This is a genomic window from Aeromonas sp. R10-2, from assembly GCF_040908445.1.
Lineage (GTDB): Bacteria > Pseudomonadota > Gammaproteobacteria > Enterobacterales > Aeromonadaceae > Aeromonas > Aeromonas veronii.
Map to the genome: position 1 here is coordinate 49,910 of NZ_JBFODS010000033.1, position 20,495 is coordinate 70,404.

A 20,495-nucleotide genomic window follows, 5' to 3' on the forward strand; every position below is an offset into this window, starting at 1 on the left:
GCGGCAGCCACCTGTGAGTGGTTGTGGCCGAAAGAGCGCAGCCACCTGGACTGATTAACGACTGAATCTTGCCAAATCGAAGGCGCAGGGGAGTAACGAATGCAGCAGACACGCCGTGAGTGACTGTGGCTGCGAACGTGCCAACGCACCTGACTATTTGACGACTGAATATTGCTAAATCGAAGGAACCGAGGAGCAACAAATGCAGCAGACAACCCGTGAGTGGCAACAACTGGATGCCAGCCACCACCTGCACCCCTTTACCGATTTTCAGGCCCTGAACAAGAAGGGCTCGCGCATCATTACCAAAGCCAGCGGCGTCTATCTGGAAGACTCCGACGGCAAACGCATTCTCGACGGCATGGCGGGCCTGTGGTGCGTCAATATGGGCTATGGCCGCCAGGAGCTGGTAGATGCCGCTACCCGCCAGATGCAGCAGTTGCCCTACTACAACCTGTTCTTCCAGACCGCTCACCCGCCGGTGATCGAGCTGGCGACCCTGCTGGCCGAGGTGACGCCAGCCCATCTCAACCACGTCTTCTTCACCGGCTCCGGCTCCGAGTGCAACGACACCGTGCTGCGGATGGTGCGCCACTACTGGGCCAGCAAGGGGCAGCCTGATAAACAGGTGATCATCAGTCGCCATAACGCCTATCACGGCTCCACCGTGGCGGGGGCGAGTCTGGGTGGCATGAAGGGGATGCATGCCCAGGGCGGACTGCCCATTCCCGGCATAGTGCACATCGATCAGCCCTACCACTTCGGTGAGGGGCAGGGGATGAGTGCCCACGAGTTCGGGCTGGAGCGGGCCCGTCAGCTGGAGCAGAAGATTCTGGAGCTGGGGGTGGACAAGGTGGCTGCCTTTATCGGCGAGCCGATCCAGGGGGCGGGCGGCGTCATCATTCCGCCTGACAGCTACTGGCCGGAGATCCAGCGTATCTGCGATCACTACGGCATCCTACTGATCGCCGACGAGGTGATCTGCGGCTTTGGCCGTACCGGCCACTGGTTTGCAAGCGAAGGGTTTGGCATCAAGCCGGACCTGATGTGTCTGGCCAAGGGGATCACCTCCGGTTATCTGCCGCTCGGCGCAGTGATGGTCAGTGACCGGGTTGCCAAGGGGCTGCTGGAGGAGGGGGGCGAGTTCAACCACGGCTTCACCTACTCGGGCCATCCGGTCTCTTGCGCCGTGGCGGTGGCCAACATCCAGCTTATGCAGAAAGAGAGCATAGTTAAGCGAGTGCATGATACTATCGGCCCCTATTTGCAGCGCCGCTGGGCGGAGCTGGCCGATCATTCGCTGGTGGGAGAAACCCGTGGCAAAGGATTGGTCGCCGCGCTGGAAATCGTTGAGGACAAGCAGACCAACCGGCGTTTCCCGGCCGAGGCAAATGCGGGGATGACTTGCCGGGAGTTCTGCTTTAACAATGGCTTGGTGATGAGGGCGGTAGGCGATACCATGATCATATCGCCCCCCTTGGTCATCACCGAGGAACAGGTTGATGAATTGGTCGATCTGGCCAGGCGCAGTCTGGATCTGACAGCCGCAAAGCTGAAGGGTTGAGGTGGGTCGGGCAGGTTGGCATGCGCATACAATTTGCTTAGGAGACAAGGATGATGTCTTTCAAAACAGGAGTGATCGCTGCCTCTGTGGCTCTGGTCATGGCAAGTGCCGGAGCAATGGCTGAAGAGAAGGTGCTGCACGTCTACAACTGGAGCGACTACATAGCGCCGGATACCCTGGATAACTTCCAGAAGGAGACGGGGATCAAGGTGGTCTATGACGTGTTCGACAGTAACGAGGTACTGGAAGCCAAGTTGCTGGCGGGTAGTTCGGGCTACGACATCGTGGTGCCATCCAACCCCTTCCTGGCCAAGCAGATCAAGGCGGGCGTGTTCCAGAAACTGGACAAGTCCAAGCTCTCCAATTGGCAAAACATGGATGTCGACCTGCTCAAGGCGCTCGAGCCGAGCGATCCGGGCAACCAGTACTCCATCCCCTATCTGTGGGGCACCATCGGCTATGCCTACAACGCCGAGAAAGTGAAAGCCGTGCTGGGGGCCGATGCCCCGGTCAACTCCTGGGATCTGGTGTTCAAGCCGGAGAACATGGCCAAGTTGAAAGAGTGTGGCGTCTCCTTCCTCGATTCACCGACCGAAATGCTGCCGGCTGCCCTGCAATATCTGGGCTTCAAACCGGATAGCCAGAAACCGGCCGAGCTGAAGAAGGCTGAGGAGCTGTTCCTCTCCATCCGTCCCTATACCGCCTATTTCCACTCCTCCAAGTACATCTCGGATCTGGCCAACGGCAACCTCTGCGTCGCGGTCGGTTACTCCGGTGACTTGCAGCAGTCCAAGGCGCGGGCAGCCGAGGCCAAGAATGGCGTCGCGCTCACCTACACCATTCCGAAAGAGGGGGCAGGCAGCTTCTTTGACATGATCGCCATTCCGGCGGATGCCAAGAACGTCGAGGCGGCCCACACCTTCATCAACTACCTGATGAAGCCCGAGGTGATCGCCAACATCACCAACGTGGTGCAGTTCCCGAACGGCAACAAGGCGGCGACCCCGCTGGTGGATGAGGCGATCCGCACCGATCCGGGTATCTACCCCGATGCGGCGACCCTGCAGAAGATCTACACCTTCCCGGATCTGCCGGCCAAGGTGCAGCGTCTGATGACCCGCAGCTGGACCAAGATCAAGTCCGGCAAGTAAGTAACGAATGCCCCTCCCGGTCCGCAGTTCGGCCGGGAGGGTAGTGATGCCATCCATCAGGATGGGCCGCGCGAATGGATGCGCAGACGGTCAACCACTGAAACAGGAGAACTGACACCGTGAATACAACCAGATTGCTAACCATAGCGCTGACCATGGGATTGGCGAATGTGGCCCAGGCTTCCCCTGTGCTGCACTTCTACAACTGGTCTGACTATATCGGCGAGACCACCCTCAGCGATTTCCAGCAGGCGACCGGGATCAAGACCGTCTATGACGTGTTTGACTCCAACGAGACCCTGGAAGGCAAGTTGCTGACGGGGCGGACCGGTTACGATCTGGTGGTGCCCTCCAATAATTTCCTGGCCAAGCAGATCAAGGCGGGAGCCTTCCAGAAACTGGATAAATCCCTGCTGCCCAATCTGGCCAACCTGGATCCCGTGCTGCTCAAGCAGCTCGACAAGGTGGATCCGGGTCATCAGTACGCGGTGCCCTATCTGTGGGGGACCAACGGCATCGGCTACAACGTCGACAAAATCAAGGCGGTGCTGGGGGTCGACAAGATTGACTCCTGGGCCACCATCTTCGAACCGGAAAACATGGCGAAACTCTCTCGCTGCGGCGTCGCCTTCCTCGACTCTGCCGACGAGATGATCCCTGCTGCTCTGAACTACCTCGGACTCGATCCCAACAGTCATGCGACGGGGGATATCAAGCAGGCCGAGGCGCTGCTGCTCAAGGTGCGGCCCTATGTGGCCTACTTCCACTCCTCCAAATACATCGGCGATCTCGCCAATGGCGACATCTGCGTGGCGGCCGGTTTTTCCGGCGACATCCTGCAAGCCGCTGCCCGCGCCGATGAAGCTGGCAAGGGGGTGAAAATTGCCTACAGCATTCCGAAAGAGGGGGGCAATCTCTGGTTCGACATGATGGCGATCCCGTCCGATGCCACCAATGTCAAAGAGGCGCACGCCCTCATCAACTACGTCCTGCAGCCCGAAGTGATCGCCAAGGTCAGCGACTATGTGGGCTACGCGAATCCCAACTCAAGGGCGGGCGAGTTTATGGATGAGGCGGTGCGCAACAATGAGGAGGTATATCCCCCTCAGGCCGTGCTGGAGCGACTCTATGTGCAGGAAGCACATCCCCGCTCGGTACAGCGTCTAATCACCCGGAGTTGGACCAAGATCAAGTCCGGTACCTAACCTTGGTGCCCGTTCGGGGGCGCCAAATCGCTTTTATGGATCGGCCGCAAGGCCGGTATCACGTTGGGGAGTTTGGTAATGGCGATAGCCTCCAGTGCCTACAAGAAAGCCCTCGAGGGCAGTCAGCAGCGCAAAGAAGTGCTGGTGAAAATTGATCGGGTAAGCAAGCAGTTCGACGAAACGCTGGCGGTCGATAACGTATCTCTCAATATTCACAAGGGGGAGATTTTCGCCCTGCTCGGCGGGTCCGGTTCCGGCAAATCGACCCTGCTGCGGATGCTGGCGGGTTTCGAGCGCCCGACCGAGGGGCGGCTGTTCCTCGACGGGGTCGATATCACCGACATGCCTCCCTATGAACGCCCCATCAACATGATGTTCCAGTCCTACGCCCTGTTCCCCCATATGACGGTGGCCCAGAACATTGCCTTTGGCCTCAAGCAGGATGGCCTGCCCAAGGCCGAGATCGATGCCCGCGTGGAGGAGATGCTCAAGCTGGTGCAGATGACCCAGTATGCCCGCCGCAAACCGCATCAGCTCTCCGGTGGCCAGCGTCAGCGGGTGGCGTTGGCTCGTTCCCTGGCCAAGCGTCCCAAGTTGCTGCTGCTGGATGAACCCATGGGGGCGCTCGACAAGAAGCTGCGTTCCAAGATGCAGCTGGAGCTGGTAGAGATCATCGAGCGGGTCGGGGTTACCTGCGTCATGGTGACCCACGATCAGGAAGAGGCCATGACCATGGCGGAGCGGATCGCCATCATGCACCTCGGCTGCATCGAGCAGATCGGCAGCCCGATGGATATCTACGAGACTCCGGCCAGTCGGCTGGTGTGCGAGTTCATCGGCAACGTCAACCTGTTTGACGGCCTGCTGGTGGAGGATGAACAGGACCACGCCACCATCGCCTGCGCCGATCTGGAGCAACCCATCTATGTGGGCCACGGCATCAGCTCCCGCGCCGAAAACAAGAAGGTGACCTACGCCCTGCGGCCGGAAAAACTGCTGATGAGTCTGCAAAAGCCGGAGGAGATCGAGCACCCGGACTTCAACTGGACCAAGGGTGAGGTCTATGACATCGCTTATCTGGGCGGTCACTCGGTTTATCACATCCAGCTGCCCTCGGGCAAAATCGTTCAGGCTTTCATCGCCAATGCCGAACGCCACGGCAAGCGGCCAACCTGGGATGACCAGGTGTTCCTCTACTGGGAAGATGACAGCGGCGTGGTGCTGCAATCATGAAGTTCTTGCAACGACTGAAGCGGGTCGGGGGGCGCCGACTGGTGATCGGCATCCCCTTCTTCTGGCTGTTCCTCTTCTTCCTGCTGCCCTTCGTCATCGTGGTGAAGATCAGTTTTGCGGAAGCGGATGTGGCGATCCCGCCCTACACCGACGTGGTGAGCTGGGCCGACAATCAGCTCACCATCCTGCTCAATATGGGCAACTACCTGCTGCTACAGGAGGATGAGCTCTATATCGCGGCCTATCTGGGCTCCCTCAAGATGGCCTTCGTCAGCACTTTGCTCTGCCTGCTGATTGGCTATCCGATGGCCTACTCCATCGCCCGTGCCAACAAGGAGACCCAAACCGTTCTGCTGCTGCTGATCATGATGCCGACCTGGACCGCCATTCTGATCCGGGTCTACGCGTGGATGGGGATCCTCAGCAACAACGGCCTGCTCAACAGCGTCTTGCTGGGGATCGGGGTGATCGACGAACCGCTGCAGATCCTCAACACCAACCTGGCGGTCTATATCGGCATCGTTTACTCCTACCTGCCCTTCATGGTGCTGCCGCTCTACGCCAATCTGGTCAAACACGATCAGAGCCTGCTGGAGGCTGCTTCCGATCTGGGGGCCCGCAACCTGACCCGGTTCTGGCAGATCACGGTACCGCTCTCCAAGAACGGCATCATCGCCGGCTGCATGCTGGTGTTCATTCCGGTGGTGGGGGAGTTCGTTATTCCGGAAATGCTGGGCGGCCCGGAGACCCTGATGATCGGCAAGGTGCTGTGGCAGGAGTTCTTCAACAATCGCGACTGGCCGGTTGCCTCTGCGCTGGCGGTGGTGATGCTGGCGGTGCTGATTATTCCGATCATCCTCTTCAACCGTAACCAGGCCAAAGAGCTGGAGGGCAAGGCATGATGAGACGTTTCGGTTTTGCCAAACTGATGCTCTGGCTGGGGCTGCTGTTTATCTACCTGCCCATGATCATCATGGTGATCTACTCCTTCAACGCCTCCAAGCTGGTGACGGTGTGGGGCGGTTGGTCGCTCAAGTGGTACTTCGGCCTGCTCGATAACAAGCAGCTGATCGGGTCTGTGTTCCGCTCGCTGGAGATCGCCTTCTACACCGCGATCGCCGCGGTGGCGCTGGGGACGGTGGCAGCCTTCGTGCTGACCCGAATTCCCCACTTCCGTGGTCGCACCCTGTTCGGCGGCATGGTGACGGCGCCGCTGGTGATGCCCGAGGTGATCACCGGCCTGTCGTTGTTGCTGCTGTTCGTGGCGATGGCCCAGCTGGTGGGCTGGCCCGCCGAGCGGGGAATGCTGACCATCTGGATCGCACACACTACCTTCTGTACCGCCTACGTGGCGATCGTGGTATCGGCGCGCTTGCGGGAGCTGGATCTCTCCATTGAGGAGGCGGCAATGGATCTCGGTGCCAAGCCGTGGAAGGTGTTCTTCCTGATCACCATCCCGATGATCGCCCCCTCGCTGGCGGCAGGCGGTATGATGTCGTTCGCCCTGTCGCTGGATGATCTGGTGCTGGCGAGCTTCGTCTCCGGCCCGGGCTCCACCACCCTGCCGATGGAGGTCTTCTCGGCGGTGCGGCTAGGGGTGAAACCCGAGATCAACGCGGTGGCCAGCCTGATCCTGTTGTCGGTATCGCTCTTTACCTTCGGCAGCTGGTATCTGATGGCCAGGGCGGAGAAGCGCCGTCGTGCCGAGATCGCCATGACCACCCAGATGCAGGCCGTCGTCTGACGCCATGATAAGATCCGCCTACTCTCGTCAACCTGGAGGATGAGTATGCGGATCTCCCTTTTTAGCGGTCGTGGCACCGAGCTGGTGCCCGGCCTCACCAGCGCCATTCACAAGCAACCGATCTCTGCACCAGTTCGCTGTACTTTTGCCGGTCTGGAAGGAGATGAACAGTGTGACCAGCGCCACCACGGTGGCCCGGATCGGGCGCTCCACTACTATCCTGCCGATCACTATCTCTGGTGGCAGACCTGGCAAACCGCGCTGGGCTTGCCTGCGCCACGCACACCCTGGCAACCTGCCGCCTTTGGCGAGAACCTCTCCGGTATCGGGCTGACCGAGGTGCAAGCCTGCATTGGCGATGTCTATCGACTCGGCGAGGCGCTGATCCAGATCAGCCAGCCGAGATCCCCCTGTTTCAAGCTCAACCAGCGCTTTGGCTATGGCCAGATGTCCCAGGTGATGCAGCTAAATGGCCGTTGTGGCTGGCTGCTGCGGGTGCTGGAGGAGGGGATGATCGCGCCTGACACGGCCATGGAGCTGGTAGACAGACCCTATCCCGAACTGACGGTGAAGCGCACGGCGGATATCCTGTTCAATCAGGTGCGCAATGAAGCGGATCTGCTGATGCTGCTGGAGAATCCTGCTCTCTCCCCCAACTGGCGCCAGCATGCAGCCGACTGGCTGGAGCATGGCACTGTGGCTGACTGGCAGCGCCGTCTGCTGGGGCCTGCATCCCTGCGCCTGGCCTGACGGCCGGTTGCCGGAATGTCATCAGCTGGCTGCAGTCCGGTAAACGGGTGAAAAGAGTGCTGAATAGTTGAGCGAACAGCACTTTTTTTCCTGCAAAATGCAAAAAAGGCTTGTGTCAGGTCGGGGCTTTCGGTAAATTCCCGTCCCGCAGACATCGGTGTGTAGCGCAGCTTGGTAGCGCACTTCGTTCGGGACGAAGGGGTCGGAGGTTCGAATCCTCTCACACCGACCAAATTTGAAAAGGCCGCTCAATAGAGCGGCCTTTTTGCTTTTATCCTTCCTGTTTTCCTAATTTTTTTTTTAGCTGCTGACCTGTTACCTGGCCAAGTGATCTGACCTGCTGTATGCAGAGTCGAAGTAAGACCACGGACATTAAAAGGGCCACCGCTCGGTGGCCCATCGGTGGAGTCTGATCCTGACTCCGGCACTCTAGATTGTGGCAATCTCGCTATGGGTCTTGTCTATGGTGCCCTCCTTGCGCGCCAGGCGCTTACTCAGATATGCCAGTGCTGATGCCGCAAAGCCTTGAAACTGTGTTGAGGCAGCAAGGCCGCGTGCTTGGGGTACTCACTAATGAAATGTTCTATTCCCTCCATCAGTTGTGCACGTAATGAAATAACGGGCTCATGCCAGGCTTGCAGGCATAGATGGCCGGGGATCAACTGCTCCTGATAATCTTCCAGCAGCTGTTCTGGCCAGGGTTCAATACCGGAATTGCGTTGCAGCAAATAGTGGGCGGCGGGTTCACGGGCATAAATGAACTGAATTTGGGCCAGATCGCGTTGGCATAGCGTTTGACTGTTGATGTGACAGGTCAAATATTTTCCCGTTTTCAGATCCAGAAAGTGACCGCGTTGCCGACAGGGTACGATGCGATACCAAGGCAGGGGTGAGGAGAGAGAATACCCCTCAAGCTCCTGTTCCAACCAGTGGCGACACTCGGGTGTCTGCACCTCGTCGAGCATGGACTCGAGCTGTGTCAACAAGGCTCTGGATGGTTTGATGGCCAGTTTCGCACTCATCGCCTGCAATCCTCCCTCTGCACACAATCCCGACTATCAGTATGGACCTTGTTCGGCCAGAGGGGGTAAGGAATCTAATGATTAAAAGTGGATTAGCCGCGTGGTTTTTATGCACTAACTTGGTTCAACCCACCAGATAGGTTCCGGTGCCGAAGGCGATGTGGGTGCCCTCTTCGTTGTGCAGCTCCATCCGGGCGACGGCGACCTTGCTGCCAGCCCGGATGATGTGGGCGGTGGCGATAAACTCGTTGCCGCGCCCAGGGCGCAGGTAGTCCACCCGCAGATCTATGGTGCCGAGGCGTGCGAAGCGCTCCTTGAGATAACTGGGGGAGAACTCCTCCAGCTCGTCGATGCAGGAAGCGGCGACGATCATGCCACCCGCCACATCCAGCAGCGTGGCGGTGACGCCGCCATGCAGGATGTTATGGAAGGGGTTGCCGATCAGCTTGTCGTCCATCTTGATGCGCAGTTCCACCTTGTCGAAGTCGTAGTGGGTCACCTGCATGCCGATCAGCTTGTTGAAGGGCATCTTCTCGGCAAACAGGTTGGCAATGCCACTGAGCGCCATCTTCTTGAGCATCTGTTTCATTCTCTGATCCCAATCCTTGTCATCAAAGCCGAGTAAAAACTCCAGCCAGTCTGCAACAGTTCCTTAACAGTCGCAATGGCAGGTTTATTGTGGGCGGCGGCTGCTTTAGAATGGCGACCCCAAAGGAGAGCCCATGACCGCGATTGCCGAAACCCTGCCAGATCCTCAGCCAGAGAGTCCGCTTGCCCTGCTGCAGGCGGTCTTCGGCTATCAGCAGTTTCGGCCGGGTCAGCTCGAAATCATCGAGCAGATCGTCGCGGGGCGCGATGCGCTGGTGCTCAAGCCCACTGGCGGCGGCAAGTCGCTCTGCTACCAGATCCCGGCACTGCTGCGGCCCGGGCTCGGGGTGGTGGTTTCTCCCCTTATTTCGCTGATGAAGGATCAGGTCGACAGCCTGCGCGCCAACGGCGTGGCGGCGGTCTACATCAACTCGGCCCTCAGTAGGGAGGAGATGATCCAGAACTTCGCCGCCATGCGTCGCGGCGAGATCAAGCTGGTCTATGTCTCCCCCGAGCGACTGTTGCAACACGAGTTTATGGATCGGCTGGCCGAACTGCCGCTCGGGCTGTTCGCCATCGATGAGGCGCACTGTGTCTCCCAGTGGGGCCACGATTTCCGGCCTGAGTATGCGGCGCTGGGGCGACTCAAGCAGTGGTTCCCGCAGGTGCCGGTGGTAGCGCTTACGGCCACCGCCGACGAGGCGACCCGCAGCGACATGCTGCACCGGTTGGAACTCAATGATCCCTTCATTCACACTGCCAGCTTCGATCGCCCCAATATCCGCTACAGCCTGGTGGAGAAGTTCAAGGCGGCCGAACAGTTGTTGCGTTACGTCCAGAGCCAGAAGGGCAACTGCGGCATCGTCTACTGCTCCAGCCGCAACCGGGTGGAGGAGGTAGCCGAGCGGCTATCCCGCCACGGCTGCAAGGCTGCGCCCTATCATGCGGGGCTGCCGCTCGAGCAGCGCCAGCAGACCCAGGATGCCTTCCTCAAGGATGACATCGAGATAGTGGTGGCGACGGTGGCGTTTGGCATGGGCATCGACAAGCCCAATGTGCGCTTCGTGGTGCACTATGACATCCCGAAGAACATCGAATCCTACTATCAGGAGACCGGCCGCGCCGGTCGCGATGGCACCCCCGCCGAGGCGCTGCTGCTCTACGATCCCGCCGATATCGGCCGGGTGCGCCGCCTGCTCGACAACATCGAGAACCCGCAACAGTTGCAGGTGGAGCAGTACAAGCTCAATGTGATGGCGGCGTTTGCCGAGGCGCAAACCTGCCGCCGTCAGGTGCTGCTCAACTACTTCGGCGAGTACAACGACAAGCCGTGCGGCAACTGCGATATCTGTCTCGATCCGCCCAAGAGCTATGACGGCACTGAAGATGCCCAGAAGGCGCTCTCCTGCGTCTGGCGGGTGGGGCAGAATTTCGGGGTGGGCTATGTGGTGGAGGTGCTGCGCGGTTCGCTGAACCAGCGCATCAAGGATCACGGCCACGACAAGCTCTCGACCTACGGCATCGGCAAGGATCAGAGCCATGAATACTGGATGAGCGTGATCCGCCAGCTGATCCACAAGGGGCTGCTGACCCAGAACATCACCCGCAATCTGGTGCTGCAGCTGACCGAAGCAGCCCGCCCCGTGCTGCGTGGCGAGGTGAAGCTGGAGCTGGCGGTACCCCGCTTGCAGCCCATCTCCAGCCGCAAGGAGAAGCGCAGTGGCCTGCTCGATAACGCCAACTACGACAAGCGGTTGTTCAAGGAGCTGCGCGGCCTGCGCAAACAGATTGCCGAGGATGAAGAGGTGCCGCCCTACGTGGTGTTCAACGATGCGACCCTGGTTGAGATGGCTCAGCTGATGCCGATGACCGAAGACGAGATGCTGGCTATCAACGGTGTCGGGCACCGCAAGCTGGAGCGCTTTGGCGAAGCCTTTATGGACCTGATCATCGATTACTGCCGTCGTTAGGGTCGATTAGGCAGCCTAATCGACCACGGTAAGCACGGCTCGGAAGAACCTGGGGTTAGACGCGAGGTTATTTCAGGCTGGCGTAGAAGGCGGCCAGATTGTCGATATCCGCATCGGTCAGCGGCGCCATGAAGGGGTCCATCAAGGGCTCTTTGCGGGTGCCATCCTTGAACGCTTTCAACTGTTTCACCAGATAGGCGGCATTCTGACCCGCCAGATGGGGATAGTTGGGGATCATCGCCTTGCCTTCCACGCCGTGACAGGCGGCACAGACCGCGGCCTTGGCTTTGCCGGCTTCAATATCGGCAGCCTTGGCTTGATGACCCCACGCCAGTGCCAGCAAGGGCAGGGCATATACCCATTTTTGCATCTTCTTCTCCTTGAATTGAAAAATGATGGTTGCCAGTGAGCACAAGCATGGCTGACGGCAGTATAAAGAGTGACACGAGCATACGCAGGGACGAATGGCACAACCATGAAGTTGATCAACACTTTTGCGACCGAGTTGCCCTGGGCCTGTGAACCCGTGGCCCCCCAGCCACTGCAGCAACCCCGGTTGCTTCATCTCAACCGGGCTTTGCTGGATGAGTTGGGGCTGGGAGGCGTCAGCGAGGCTGACTGGATCGCCTGTTGTGGCGAGGGAAAAGTGCTGCCAGGCATGCAGCCGGTAGCTCAGGTGTATGCGGGCCATCAGTTCGGGGGTTACAGCCCCCGGCTCGGGGATGGTCGCGCGCTGCTGCTGGGTGAGCAGCAGGCGCCGGATGGTCAGCGCTGGGATCTGCACCTGAAGGGGGCGGGTAAAACCCCGTTCTCCCGTTTTGGTGACGGCCGCGCCGTGCTGCGCTCCAGCATCCGCGAATATCTCGCCTCCGAGGCGCTCCATGCCCTCGGCATCCCGACCACCCGGGCGCTGGTATTGGTGGGGAGTCAGGAGCCCGTTTATCGCGAGCAGGTGGAGACCGGGGCGACCGTGCTGCGCACCGCCCCCAGCCATCTGCGATTCGGTCATATCGAGTATTTCGCCTGGAGCGGGCAGGGGGAGAGGATCCTGCCACTCATCGACTATCTGCTGCGCCACCACTTCCCCGAACTGGAGAGTGGTGCCGAACTGTTTGCCGAGGTAGTGCGCCGCACCGCGCGGCTGATTGCCAAATGGCAGGCGGCGGGCTTCTGTCACGGGGTAATGAATACCGACAACATGTCGCTGCTCGGCTTGACGCTGGATTATGGCCCCTACGGCTTTATCGATTCCTACGTGCCCGATTTTGTCTGCAACCACTCGGATCCGGCGGGCCGCTACGCGCTGGATCAGCAGCCTGCGGTCGGTTACTGGAATCTGCAAAAACTGGCGCAGGCGCTGGCTGGCCATGTAGACGGTGATGCGCTGGCTGCAGCGTTGGCCCAGTACGAGCAGCAGCTGATGTTGCACTACTCCGAGTTGATGCGGGCCAAGCTCGGACTGGCAGTGTGGGAGGAGGATGACCCGGCTCTGTTCCGCGAGCTGTTCCGGTTGCTGGCGGCCCACAAGGTGGATTACCACCTGTTCCTTCGTCGTCTCGGTGAGGTAACGCAAGAGGGGGCGTGGCCTGCGTCTCTGCTGGCCCTGTTGTCTGAACTTGGTGTTTGGCAGGCGTGGCTGGAACGCTATCGGGCGCGGCTAATGCGCGAAGGCAGCGAGGATGCCGTGCGCAAGGCGCAGATGGATGCCATCAATCCCAAGTATGTGCTGCGCAATGCGCTGGCCCAGCAGGTGATCGACGCCGCCGACGCAGGGGATATGCAGCCGTTCGAGCGGCTGTTCGCCGCCTTGCTGCGCCCCTTTGATGAACAACCCGAATATGAGGATCTCGCCACCCCGACTCCGGCATGGTATTGCGGTGGTGAGCTCTCCTGCAGTAGCTGAGAGACAGGGAATGAGTTGGCAAATCAAACAGGTAGATAGCGAAGCTGGCGTGGTGACGCTGGATTGTCCGGCGCTCGAGTGGGACTCGTTTCCGCTGTTGGCGCAGGTCTTGCTGCGAGAGTGGGAGCTGCAGCCGCTCGAGCAGGATGCGGGGGCCGATCGCCATAGCTGGTTGCTGGAGTTTGAAGGGAGCCAGTTTCGGCTGGAGTATGAACACTACAGCGGCTGCTGGCTGGAGGCGGTGCGCCCGGCGGATCGGGAGGCGCTGCTCTGGCTCGCCAGACAGCACAAGGTGTGACTATCGCCTGCAAGGCCTTCTCTTTGGCTGGCCAACTTGGGTGAGCGTAATCGCATAAAGATTGAACTATCGGTTTTGGGGCGTATAATCTCGCCCCTCGATTATCGCCAATGGTGGCGATATGGGTTCCCTAACCCCATTAACCAAAAAGGTCACAAGATGAATCTGACCCCTGCGCAGTACCAAACGGCGCTCGTTCGCCTGTCGTTGTTCCACATCCTGATCATTGCCAGCAGCAACTATCTGGTGCAGCTGCCGATCACCGTGTTTGGCTTCCACACCACCTGGGGGGCGTTCAGCTTCCCATTTATCTTCCTCGCCACTGACCTGACGGTGCGGATCTTCGGTGCCGGTCTGGCGCGCAAGATTATCCAGACCGTGATGCTGCCAGCACTGGCGGTCTCCTATGCGCTCTCCGTGCTCTTCTTCGAAGGGAGCTTTCAGGGCGTTGGTCATCTGGCTGAATTCAACCTGTTCGTGGCTCGTATCGCGCTGGCCAGCTTTATGGCCTATCTGGTAGGGCAGTTCATGGATGTGGTGGTGTTCAACCGCCTGCGTCTGCTCAAGCAGTGGTGGATTGCGCCAGCGGCCTCCACCCTGTTCGGTAATCTGGTTGATACCATCGCTTTCTTCAGTGTGGCCTTCTGGCGCACCACAGATCCTTTCATGGCAGAGCACTGGGTCGAGATCGCAACCGTCGATTACGTATTCAAGTTGCTGATAAGTCTGGGTTTGTTCGTGCCGCTCTACGGTGTCTTGTTGCGCTACCTCAGCCGCAAGCTGGTGGGCGAGGCCGGATTATCCAGCCTGCAAACGGCCACCCGGCAAGCCTGACCAGATTGACCACCCTTCGCGGTGGTCAATTTTTTTGCACTTTCTGCAAATAGCGCTTGCCTAGTTAAATGAGAATGATTATTGTTAACTTGTTTTCCGGGAAAGACTTCATTCGTTCCAACGTGATGGACTTCTTGTGAAGGCACGACATTGCTCACATTGCTTCCAGTTAAGGGCCAGTTTATCTGGCCCTCTTTTTTTGTCATTTTTCAGCAAGTTGCAGGCATAAAAAACGGGAGCCAAGGCTCCCGTCGTCACGCTGTCTGTGGCTTACTCGATATCGAGTGCCTCGGGGGAGAGGATCACCCCTGTGGTATCGGCGTAGAGGTGGTCGTCAGGCAGGAAGGTCACGCCACCGAAGTTGACCGGCAGATCGGTCTCCCCTACATCCTTGCTGTCGGCACCGACCGGAATGGCTGCCAGTGCCTGAATGCCGATATCCAGATCTTCCAGAATATCGACTTCGCGGACGCAGCCGTAGCAGACAATCCCTTCCCAATCATTCTCGGCCGCCGTGGTGGCGATGTCGCTGTCGATCAGGGCGCGGCGCATAGAGCCACCGCCATCGATCAGCAAGACGCGTCCCAGTCCGTTCTCTTTGACGAGTTCACGGATCAGGCCATTCGATTCGAAGCATTTGACGGTGGTGATGACGCCGCCGAAAGAGGCGCGGCCGCCGAAGGAGCAGAGCATGGGTTCAAGCACATCCACCATGTCCTGATAGATGTCGCACAGTTCAGAAGTATTGTATTCCATAGTGTCAAATCCACGGCTGGAAACAGGTGCAACCAGTATAAGGAGTGGGTGTGGCATTTCAATGAATATTCCTTGCACAGATCACCTGTCGCCGCTTTTCTGCATAAGCTCAATGCAGTTCACTGCCAGTTTGCGAGAGGTCCATCGTGCTTATCCGTCATAAGTTGATCCTGAATACCGTGCTGGTTGCCGTTGCCATGCTGGTACTGAGCGGCCTGTTTATCTACTCCAGCCAGGTGCACCGTCACCTGACCGAAGCCCAGCGCAATATCGACCAGCTGGAGATCGCCATGCTCAACCTGCGGCGGGCCGAGAAGGATTTTCTGATCCGCAAGGATATGACCTTCGTCGAGCGCTTCAATCAGGGGCTCTCAGACTTTCACCAGCACAACCGGGAGCTGGTGACCGATGACAATCTGGCGGCTGTCGAGGGGGAGCTGACCAGACTGGATCAGCAGATCAGCGGCTATGGCAAAGCCTTCAACGATCTGGTGGCCCAGCAGCAGAAGATTGGTCTGGGGCCGGAGGAGGGGCTCTATGGCAAGCTGAGGGCGGCGGTGCATGAGGTGGAGAATGGGCTCAAGCAGCTGGATGAGCAGGGGTTGCTCATCACCATGTTGCAGCTGAGGCGGGCGGAGAAAGATTTCATGCTGCGCTCCGATATCCAGTATCTGGAGCGTTTCGAGACCTTGCACAAAAGTTTTCAGGATAGTCTTGCCACCTTGCCGGAGGGGGATCGCGGCAAGCTGGAGCAGGCCAGCAAGCAGTACCGGCAGGACTTTGTGGCGCTGGTGCAGGGGATGCAGGTACTGGGGCTGAAAGAGGATGAGGGGCTGCGCAACCAGATGCGGGATCTGGTGCATCAGACCGAACAGGGGTTTGCCGCCGTCGATCAGCACATTGTCGCTGAGCTGGAGCGGCAGAGCGCTCGCCTCAACAGCCTGATGCTGGTCTGTGGCGGGGTGATTGTGGTGCTGATCGGCATCATGAGCGTGTTGCTGGGGCGCAGCATCGACCGTCCCATTACTCAGGTGAATGATACCGTCAACCGCATTCGTCAGGATAATGACCTGCGCCTGAAGATAGAGCTGCGCGGGGCAGATGAAATGGCCCAGTTGGCAGGCAATCTCGACGTGATGCTGGGCGGGTTTCGCAACCTGATTGGCGATGTGAAGCAGAGCGTGCACACCCTGACAGAAGCGGCTGATCACCTCTCGGCCAACGTCAAGCGCACCAGTGAAGGGGCGGCGCGTCAGCTGCAGGAGACCGACATGGTGGCGACCGCGTCCACCGAGATGGGATCCACCATCGAAGAGATCGCCCGCAACACCGAGCAGGCGGCCAACAATGCGCAGGCGACCAACAACAAGGCGATGGAGGGGCGGACTGCGGTCGAGAATACTGTCGAGCAGATCCGCTCGCTGGCGGGCAATCTGGAGAGTTCATCCCGCGAGGTGAGCCAGCTGCAAAAAGAGAGCGAGACCATCGGCTCCGTGCTCGATGTGATCCGCGGCATTGCCGAGCAGACCAACCTGCTGGCCCTCAACGCAGCCATCGAAGCAGCCAGGGCAGGGGATCAGGGGCGCGGCTTTGCGGTAGTGGCCGATGAGGTGCGCAATCTGGCCATCCGTACCCAGAAATCGACCCAAGAGATCGCCGGCATCATCAGCTCGCTGCAGAAACAGACCGGCAGCATCGTCGATGTGATGGCGACCTGCCGCGAGCAGGGCAACCGCAGCTCGGATCAGGCTAGTACCGCAGGGGAGTTGCTGGGGCAGATCACTCAGGATGTTACCCACATCATGGACATGAGCACCCAGATTGCTGCGGCTATCGAACAGCAGAGTCTGGTGGCCAACGAGGTGAACCGCAACGTCAACAACATCCGCGACATCGCCCAGGAGTCGAGCATCATGGCGGAGGAAAATGCGAGATCCAGCGAGGGTCTCAACGAGCAGGCCCAGCTGCTCAACAAGGCGGTGGCAAAATATCGGGTTTAGTGAGCGGACTGGCATCCTTGTGAGGTTTTTGCACCAGAGTGGCAATGATTTGATCGTAATGGCTGTTATTGGGGAAATTCGCTCATATAATCGCCGCCACTATGATGATTCGGAAGGATTCGATGGCAAAGTTGCTGGTGGCCGCATTCGGGCTGCTCTGTTTCTGTCTGGTGTTGGCAGGTTCGGCGCCTCAGGCTACCCCACTCAAGCCCGGTATGGAGCCGCTACTCAGCTGGTTCAACGGGGCCTTTACGAGCCGGGAGCAGGCCAGTTACGACAGCCGCTTTACCAGTGCCGAGCTGCGCTTGATGGAGATCTGGCCCGGCTATCAGGGCTATCGCTGGGTCTATGCCGAGCAGTATCTGAGCATGCGCTCCGTCCGTCCTTTCCGCCAGCGCATCTATCGCTTCTCACCCGCACCTGACGGGCGGATCCTGATGGCAGAGCTGACTATGCCCCGTGCCACCGATTTTGCCGGTGCCTGGCATGATCCCGCCCTGCTCGACAGTCTGACCCCACAGCAGCTCTCCTTGCGCCACGGTTGCGAGATCTGGCTGACCCGTACCCCCTCCGGCGAATATGCCGGTCATACCCGGGTGGGCCATTGCTCCACCGATTTTGGTGGTGCCACGACGCTGGTGCAGCATATCTGGATTGGCCCCGACAGCGTCAGATTGCTGGATCGCGCCTATGACAACGCAGGGAGTCCGCGCTGGGGTAGCCCGGGTGAGGGGTATGTCTATTTGCGTCGTTCCAAGGGGTTTGGTCAGTAGGGGAGAGTGCGTCTGGCTGCGGGAACATGCAGGATGAAAAACAGGGATCGTAAAAAAGGCGCCCATTGGGCGCCTTTTTCAGAATTCTTCAGAAGTAAAATTACTTCTTGGTGGTCATCGCACCGAAACGCTTGTTGAACTTGTCTACGCGGCCGCCGCTAGAAACTTCTTTCTGCTTGCCGGTGTAGAACGGGTGGCACTCGGAGCACACGTCCAGGTTCAGATCTTTACCGATGGTAGAGAAAGTGTTGATGACGTTACCGCAAGAGCACTTGGCGGTGATGGCTACGTAGTCAGGATGGATACCAGCTTTCATGGACAACCTCAATTAATAGGCCGTGTCGCCATCCGATCTCTTGTCGGACACCACACGATTGTTGAACACAGTTTCAAAGGCTGCGAATAATATAGGAAATGCCTGAGATCAGGCAAGTGGCTTCGCAGAAAAAATAGGCAACCCCTGGTGAATTCTTCCCAAACGCTGGATCTGGTTCGTGTCGCTGTCCCGGTACCGTTACGCCGTCACTTCGACTATCTCTCTCCCCTGCCGTTACCTGCCCCTGGTTGCCGGGTCGAGATCCCTTTCGGTCCCCAGACCCTGGTCGGGCTGGTGGTGGATCATCCGGTTGACAGCCAGGTGCCCCGCAACAAGCTCAAGCCCATCAAACGGGTATTGGACACGGCTCCGGTGCTGGGGCCGGATATTCTGGCGCTAATGAACTGGAGCGCCAGCTACTACCAGCATCCGCTGGGTGAGGTGTTGCCTCACGCCCTGCCGGTGCTGGTGCGCAAGGGGGAGCCAGCTGCTTATCGAGAGTTGGAGTTCTGGTTTGCTACCGAGGCTGGCATGGCCATCGACCTTAACGAGCTCAAGCGGGCGGCCAAGCAGCAGCAAGCGCTCGCCTTGCTGCGCAAGGGGCCGCAGACACCTTCCGCCCTCAAGCAGGAGGAGATCCAGAGCGCCGCTCTCACCGCGCTGGAGAAGAAGGGGCTGCTGGAGAAGCGCTCGCTGGAGCCAAGCCATGACGGCGACTGGGCCGCCCGCTTTGAGCCGGGGGAGGGGCTGCGCCTCAACGGCGAGCAGGCATTGGCCGTCTCTGCCGTTACCAGCCAGAGCGACAAGTTCGGCGCCTTCCTGCTCGATGGCATCACAGGCTCCGGCAAAACCGAGGTGTATTTAAGCATCCTCGAGCCGTTGCTCAAGGCGGGCAAGCAGGCGCTGGTGATGGTGCCGGAGATCGGCCTGACCCCGCAGACCATCAACCGCTTCCGGCGCCGCTTCAACGTGCCTGTGGTGGCGATGAACTCCGCCATGAACGACAGGGAGCGGCTCGACGCCTGGCTCGCCTGCCGCGACGGCGGCGCCGCCATCCTGATCGGCACCCGCTCTGCGGTGTTCACCCCGTTTAACAACCTCGGCATCATCATCATCGACGAGGAGCACGACGGCTCCTTCAAGCAGCAGGACGGTTTTCGCTACCATGCGCGGGATCTGGCGGTGATGCGGGCCCATCGTGCCGGGATCCCCATTTTGCTTGGTTCGGCCACCCCGTCGCTGGAGACATTGCACAACGCTCGTACTGGCAAGTATCACCACCTCACTCTCACTCGCCGTGCCGGCAATGCCCAGACCGCCCGTCAGGTGATCCTGGATATCAAGAACGTGCGGCTGCAGGCGGGGCTCTCCCCCCAGCTGGAGCAGTTGATGGCGGAGCATCTGGCGGCGGGCAACCAAGTGATGCTGTTTCTCAACCGCCGTGGCTATGCCCCGGCCCTGATCTGTCACCAGTGCGGCTGGAGCGCCGCCTGTGAGCGCTGTGATGCCTGGTACACCTGGCATCAGGCCGGACGACGGCTGCACTGCCACCACTGTGACAGCGTGCGCCCGCTGCCTCACCACTGCCCCGAATGTGGCAGCAACGAACTGATCGGATCGGGAGTGGGCACCGAGCAGTTGGAACAGCTGCTCACCACGGTTTTCCCGCAATATCCCGTAGTGCGCATCGATCGGGACAACACCCGCCGCAAGGGGGAGCTGGAGACTCACCTCGGCGACATCAAGGCGGGTAAGTACAAGATCCTGATCGGCACCCAGATGCTGGCCAAGGGCCACCACTTCCCGGATGTGACGCTAGTGGGCCTGCTGGATGTGGATGGTGCCCTGTTCAGCGCCGATTTTCGCGCCGCCGAGAAACTGGCCCAGCTCTACACCCAGGTGGCGGGCCGCGCCGGTCGCGCCAGCAAACCCGGGTTGGTAGTGCTGCAGAGCCATCATCCGGAACATGCCTTGCTGCAGGATCTGACCCAGAATGGCTACGGCCACTTCGCCGATACGGCGTTGAAAGAGCGCCGTCTGCTGGGGCTGCCGCCCTTCAGCTATCAGGGGCTGTTCCGCGCCGAGGCCAACGGCCGTGACGAGGTGCAACTGTTCCTCGCCCGCCTCGCCGATACCCTGCGCAGCGCCCGTTATCCCCACGTTCAGGTGCTCGGGCCCATCAGCGGCTTCATGGAGCGCAAGGCGGGCAAGTTCCGCATGCAGTTGCTGGTGCAGGGGCCGAACCGGGCACCGCTGGCCCAACTGCTGGATTGGGCGGTGAAGGAGCTGGAAGGCTGGCCTGAGACCAAAAGGGTGCGCTGGAGTCTGGATATCGACCCCACCGAGCTGAGTTGATGGCTCCGGCGCCGGTCGCTGGCAGTTATCGTC

At 59.6% G+C, this 20,495-nt stretch carries 19 protein-coding genes and 1 tRNA gene; 15 read left to right on the forward strand and 5 right to left on the reverse strand.

Going from position 1 to position 20,495, the window contains the following annotated elements; genetic code table 11:
• Nucleotides 1–202: 202 nt before the first annotated feature.
• The 8 genes from AB5Y97_RS07475 (at nt 203) to AB5Y97_RS07510 (ending at nt 7,879) form a co-directional block, all read left to right on the forward strand.
• Nucleotides 203–1,564, forward strand: a complete 1,362-nt coding sequence (locus AB5Y97_RS07475; protein ID WP_201947695.1) for an aspartate aminotransferase family protein — start codon at nt 203–205, stop codon at nt 1,562–1,564.
• 53 nt (nt 1,565–1,617) lie between these two features.
• Complete coding sequence (locus AB5Y97_RS07480; RefSeq protein WP_005340709.1) at nt 1,618–2,715, forward strand: extracellular solute-binding protein; 1,098 nt, start codon at nt 1,618–1,620, stop codon at nt 2,713–2,715.
• A 119-nt stretch (nt 2,716–2,834) separates the two neighbouring features.
• Nucleotides 2,835–3,920 (forward strand): polyamine ABC transporter substrate-binding protein, encoded by a 1,086-nt coding sequence (locus tag AB5Y97_RS07485; protein ID WP_101530366.1) that lies wholly within the window; start codon nt 2,835–2,837, stop codon nt 3,918–3,920.
• A gap of 78 nt (nt 3,921–3,998) precedes the next feature.
• Nucleotides 3,999–5,153, forward strand: a complete 1,155-nt coding sequence (gene potA, locus AB5Y97_RS07490) for a polyamine ABC transporter ATP-binding protein (protein ID WP_005340704.1) — start codon at nt 3,999–4,001, stop codon at nt 5,151–5,153.
• Nucleotides 5,150–6,055 carry an ABC transporter permease subunit gene (locus AB5Y97_RS07495; RefSeq protein WP_005340703.1) on the forward strand — a complete coding sequence of 302 codons (906 nt, stop codon included), beginning with the start codon at nt 5,150–5,152 and terminating at the stop codon, nt 6,053–6,055. Before potA ends, AB5Y97_RS07495 begins: the two co-directional genes overlap by 4 nt.
• Complete coding sequence (locus AB5Y97_RS07500; protein WP_031227712.1) at nt 6,055–6,897, forward strand: ABC transporter permease subunit; 843 nt, start codon at nt 6,055–6,057, stop codon at nt 6,895–6,897. Before AB5Y97_RS07495 ends, AB5Y97_RS07500 begins: the two co-directional genes overlap by 1 nt.
• Nucleotides 6,898–6,942: 45 nt before the next feature.
• The gene (locus AB5Y97_RS07505) at nt 6,943–7,647 is read left to right on the forward strand and encodes an MOSC domain-containing protein (RefSeq protein WP_144715675.1); all 705 of its coding nucleotides are present in this window, start codon (nt 6,943–6,945) and stop codon (nt 7,645–7,647) included.
• A 155-nt stretch (nt 7,648–7,802) separates the two neighbouring features.
• Nucleotides 7,803–7,879, forward strand: a tRNA-Pro gene (locus tag AB5Y97_RS07510).
• 262 nt (nt 7,880–8,141) lie between these two features.
• On the opposite strand, the gene AB5Y97_RS07515 is transcribed toward AB5Y97_RS07510, so the two are convergent.
• Both AB5Y97_RS07515 and AB5Y97_RS07520 read right to left on the reverse strand, forming a co-directional pair.
• Nucleotides 8,142–8,669: a hypothetical protein gene (locus AB5Y97_RS07515; RefSeq protein ID WP_005356927.1), complete on the reverse strand. Its 528-nt coding sequence runs from the start codon at nt 8,667–8,669 to the stop codon at nt 8,142–8,144.
• Nucleotides 8,670–8,793: 124 nt separating this feature from the next.
• Nucleotides 8,794–9,258 (reverse strand): thioesterase family protein, encoded by a 465-nt coding sequence (locus AB5Y97_RS07520; RefSeq protein WP_042054246.1) that lies wholly within the window; start codon nt 9,256–9,258, stop codon nt 8,794–8,796.
• 133 nt (nt 9,259–9,391) lie between these two features.
• Here AB5Y97_RS07520 and recQ point away from each other — a divergent pair, with 133 nt between their 5' ends.
• Complete coding sequence (recQ, locus tag AB5Y97_RS07525) at nt 9,392–11,227, forward strand: ATP-dependent DNA helicase RecQ (protein WP_201947697.1); 1,836 nt, start codon at nt 9,392–9,394, stop codon at nt 11,225–11,227.
• 67 nt (nt 11,228–11,294) lie between these two features.
• Here recQ and AB5Y97_RS07530 read toward each other — a convergent pair whose 3' ends face one another.
• Nucleotides 11,295–11,597: a cytochrome c gene (locus AB5Y97_RS07530; protein ID WP_005340687.1), complete on the reverse strand. Its 303-nt coding sequence runs from the start codon at nt 11,595–11,597 to the stop codon at nt 11,295–11,297.
• 105 nt (nt 11,598–11,702) lie between these two features.
• On the opposite strand from AB5Y97_RS07530, the gene AB5Y97_RS07535 reads away from it, so the two are divergent.
• The 3 genes from AB5Y97_RS07535 to AB5Y97_RS07545 all read left to right on the forward strand — a co-directional run bounded on the left by AB5Y97_RS07535 (nt 11,703) and on the right by AB5Y97_RS07545 (nt 14,262).
• The gene (locus AB5Y97_RS07535; RefSeq protein WP_201947699.1) at nt 11,703–13,130 is read left to right on the forward strand and encodes a YdiU family protein; all 1,428 of its coding nucleotides are present in this window, start codon (nt 11,703–11,705) and stop codon (nt 13,128–13,130) included.
• Nucleotides 13,131–13,140: 10 nt separating this feature from the next.
• Nucleotides 13,141–13,428 (forward strand): DUF3630 family protein, encoded by a 288-nt coding sequence (locus tag AB5Y97_RS07540; RefSeq protein WP_088868218.1) that lies wholly within the window; start codon nt 13,141–13,143, stop codon nt 13,426–13,428.
• 159 nt (nt 13,429–13,587) lie between these two features.
• Complete coding sequence (locus AB5Y97_RS07545; protein WP_005340680.1) at nt 13,588–14,262, forward strand: 7-cyano-7-deazaguanine/7-aminomethyl-7-deazaguanine transporter; 675 nt, start codon at nt 13,588–13,590, stop codon at nt 14,260–14,262.
• Between the two features lie 270 nt (nt 14,263–14,532).
• Here the strand turns inward: AB5Y97_RS07545 and rraA are convergent, their stop codons facing one another.
• Nucleotides 14,533–15,018 (reverse strand): ribonuclease E activity regulator RraA, encoded by a 486-nt coding sequence (gene rraA, locus AB5Y97_RS07550; protein WP_005340678.1) that lies wholly within the window; start codon nt 15,016–15,018, stop codon nt 14,533–14,535.
• Between the two features lie 146 nt (nt 15,019–15,164).
• Here rraA and AB5Y97_RS07555 point away from each other — a divergent pair, with 146 nt between their 5' ends.
• Entirely contained in the window at nt 15,165–17,018 is a 1,854-nt protein-coding gene (locus tag AB5Y97_RS07555) for a methyl-accepting chemotaxis protein (protein WP_159142709.1), read from the forward strand.
• A 122-nt stretch (nt 17,019–17,140) separates the two neighbouring features.
• Nucleotides 17,141–17,791 carry a chromophore lyase CpcT/CpeT gene (locus AB5Y97_RS07560; RefSeq protein WP_201947700.1) on the forward strand — a complete coding sequence of 217 codons (651 nt, stop codon included), beginning with the start codon at nt 17,141–17,143 and terminating at the stop codon, nt 17,789–17,791.
• Between the two features lie 100 nt (nt 17,792–17,891).
• Here the strand turns inward: AB5Y97_RS07560 and rpmE are convergent, their stop codons facing one another.
• Nucleotides 17,892–18,107 (reverse strand): 50S ribosomal protein L31, encoded by a 216-nt coding sequence (gene rpmE, locus AB5Y97_RS07565; RefSeq protein WP_005340673.1) that lies wholly within the window; start codon nt 18,105–18,107, stop codon nt 17,892–17,894.
• A gap of 147 nt (nt 18,108–18,254) precedes the next feature.
• Here rpmE and priA point away from each other — a divergent pair, with 147 nt between their 5' ends.
• The gene (priA, locus tag AB5Y97_RS07570; RefSeq protein ID WP_201947702.1) at nt 18,255–20,462 is read left to right on the forward strand and encodes a primosomal protein N'; all 2,208 of its coding nucleotides are present in this window, start codon (nt 18,255–18,257) and stop codon (nt 20,460–20,462) included.
• Nucleotides 20,463–20,495 lie beyond the last annotated feature (33 nt).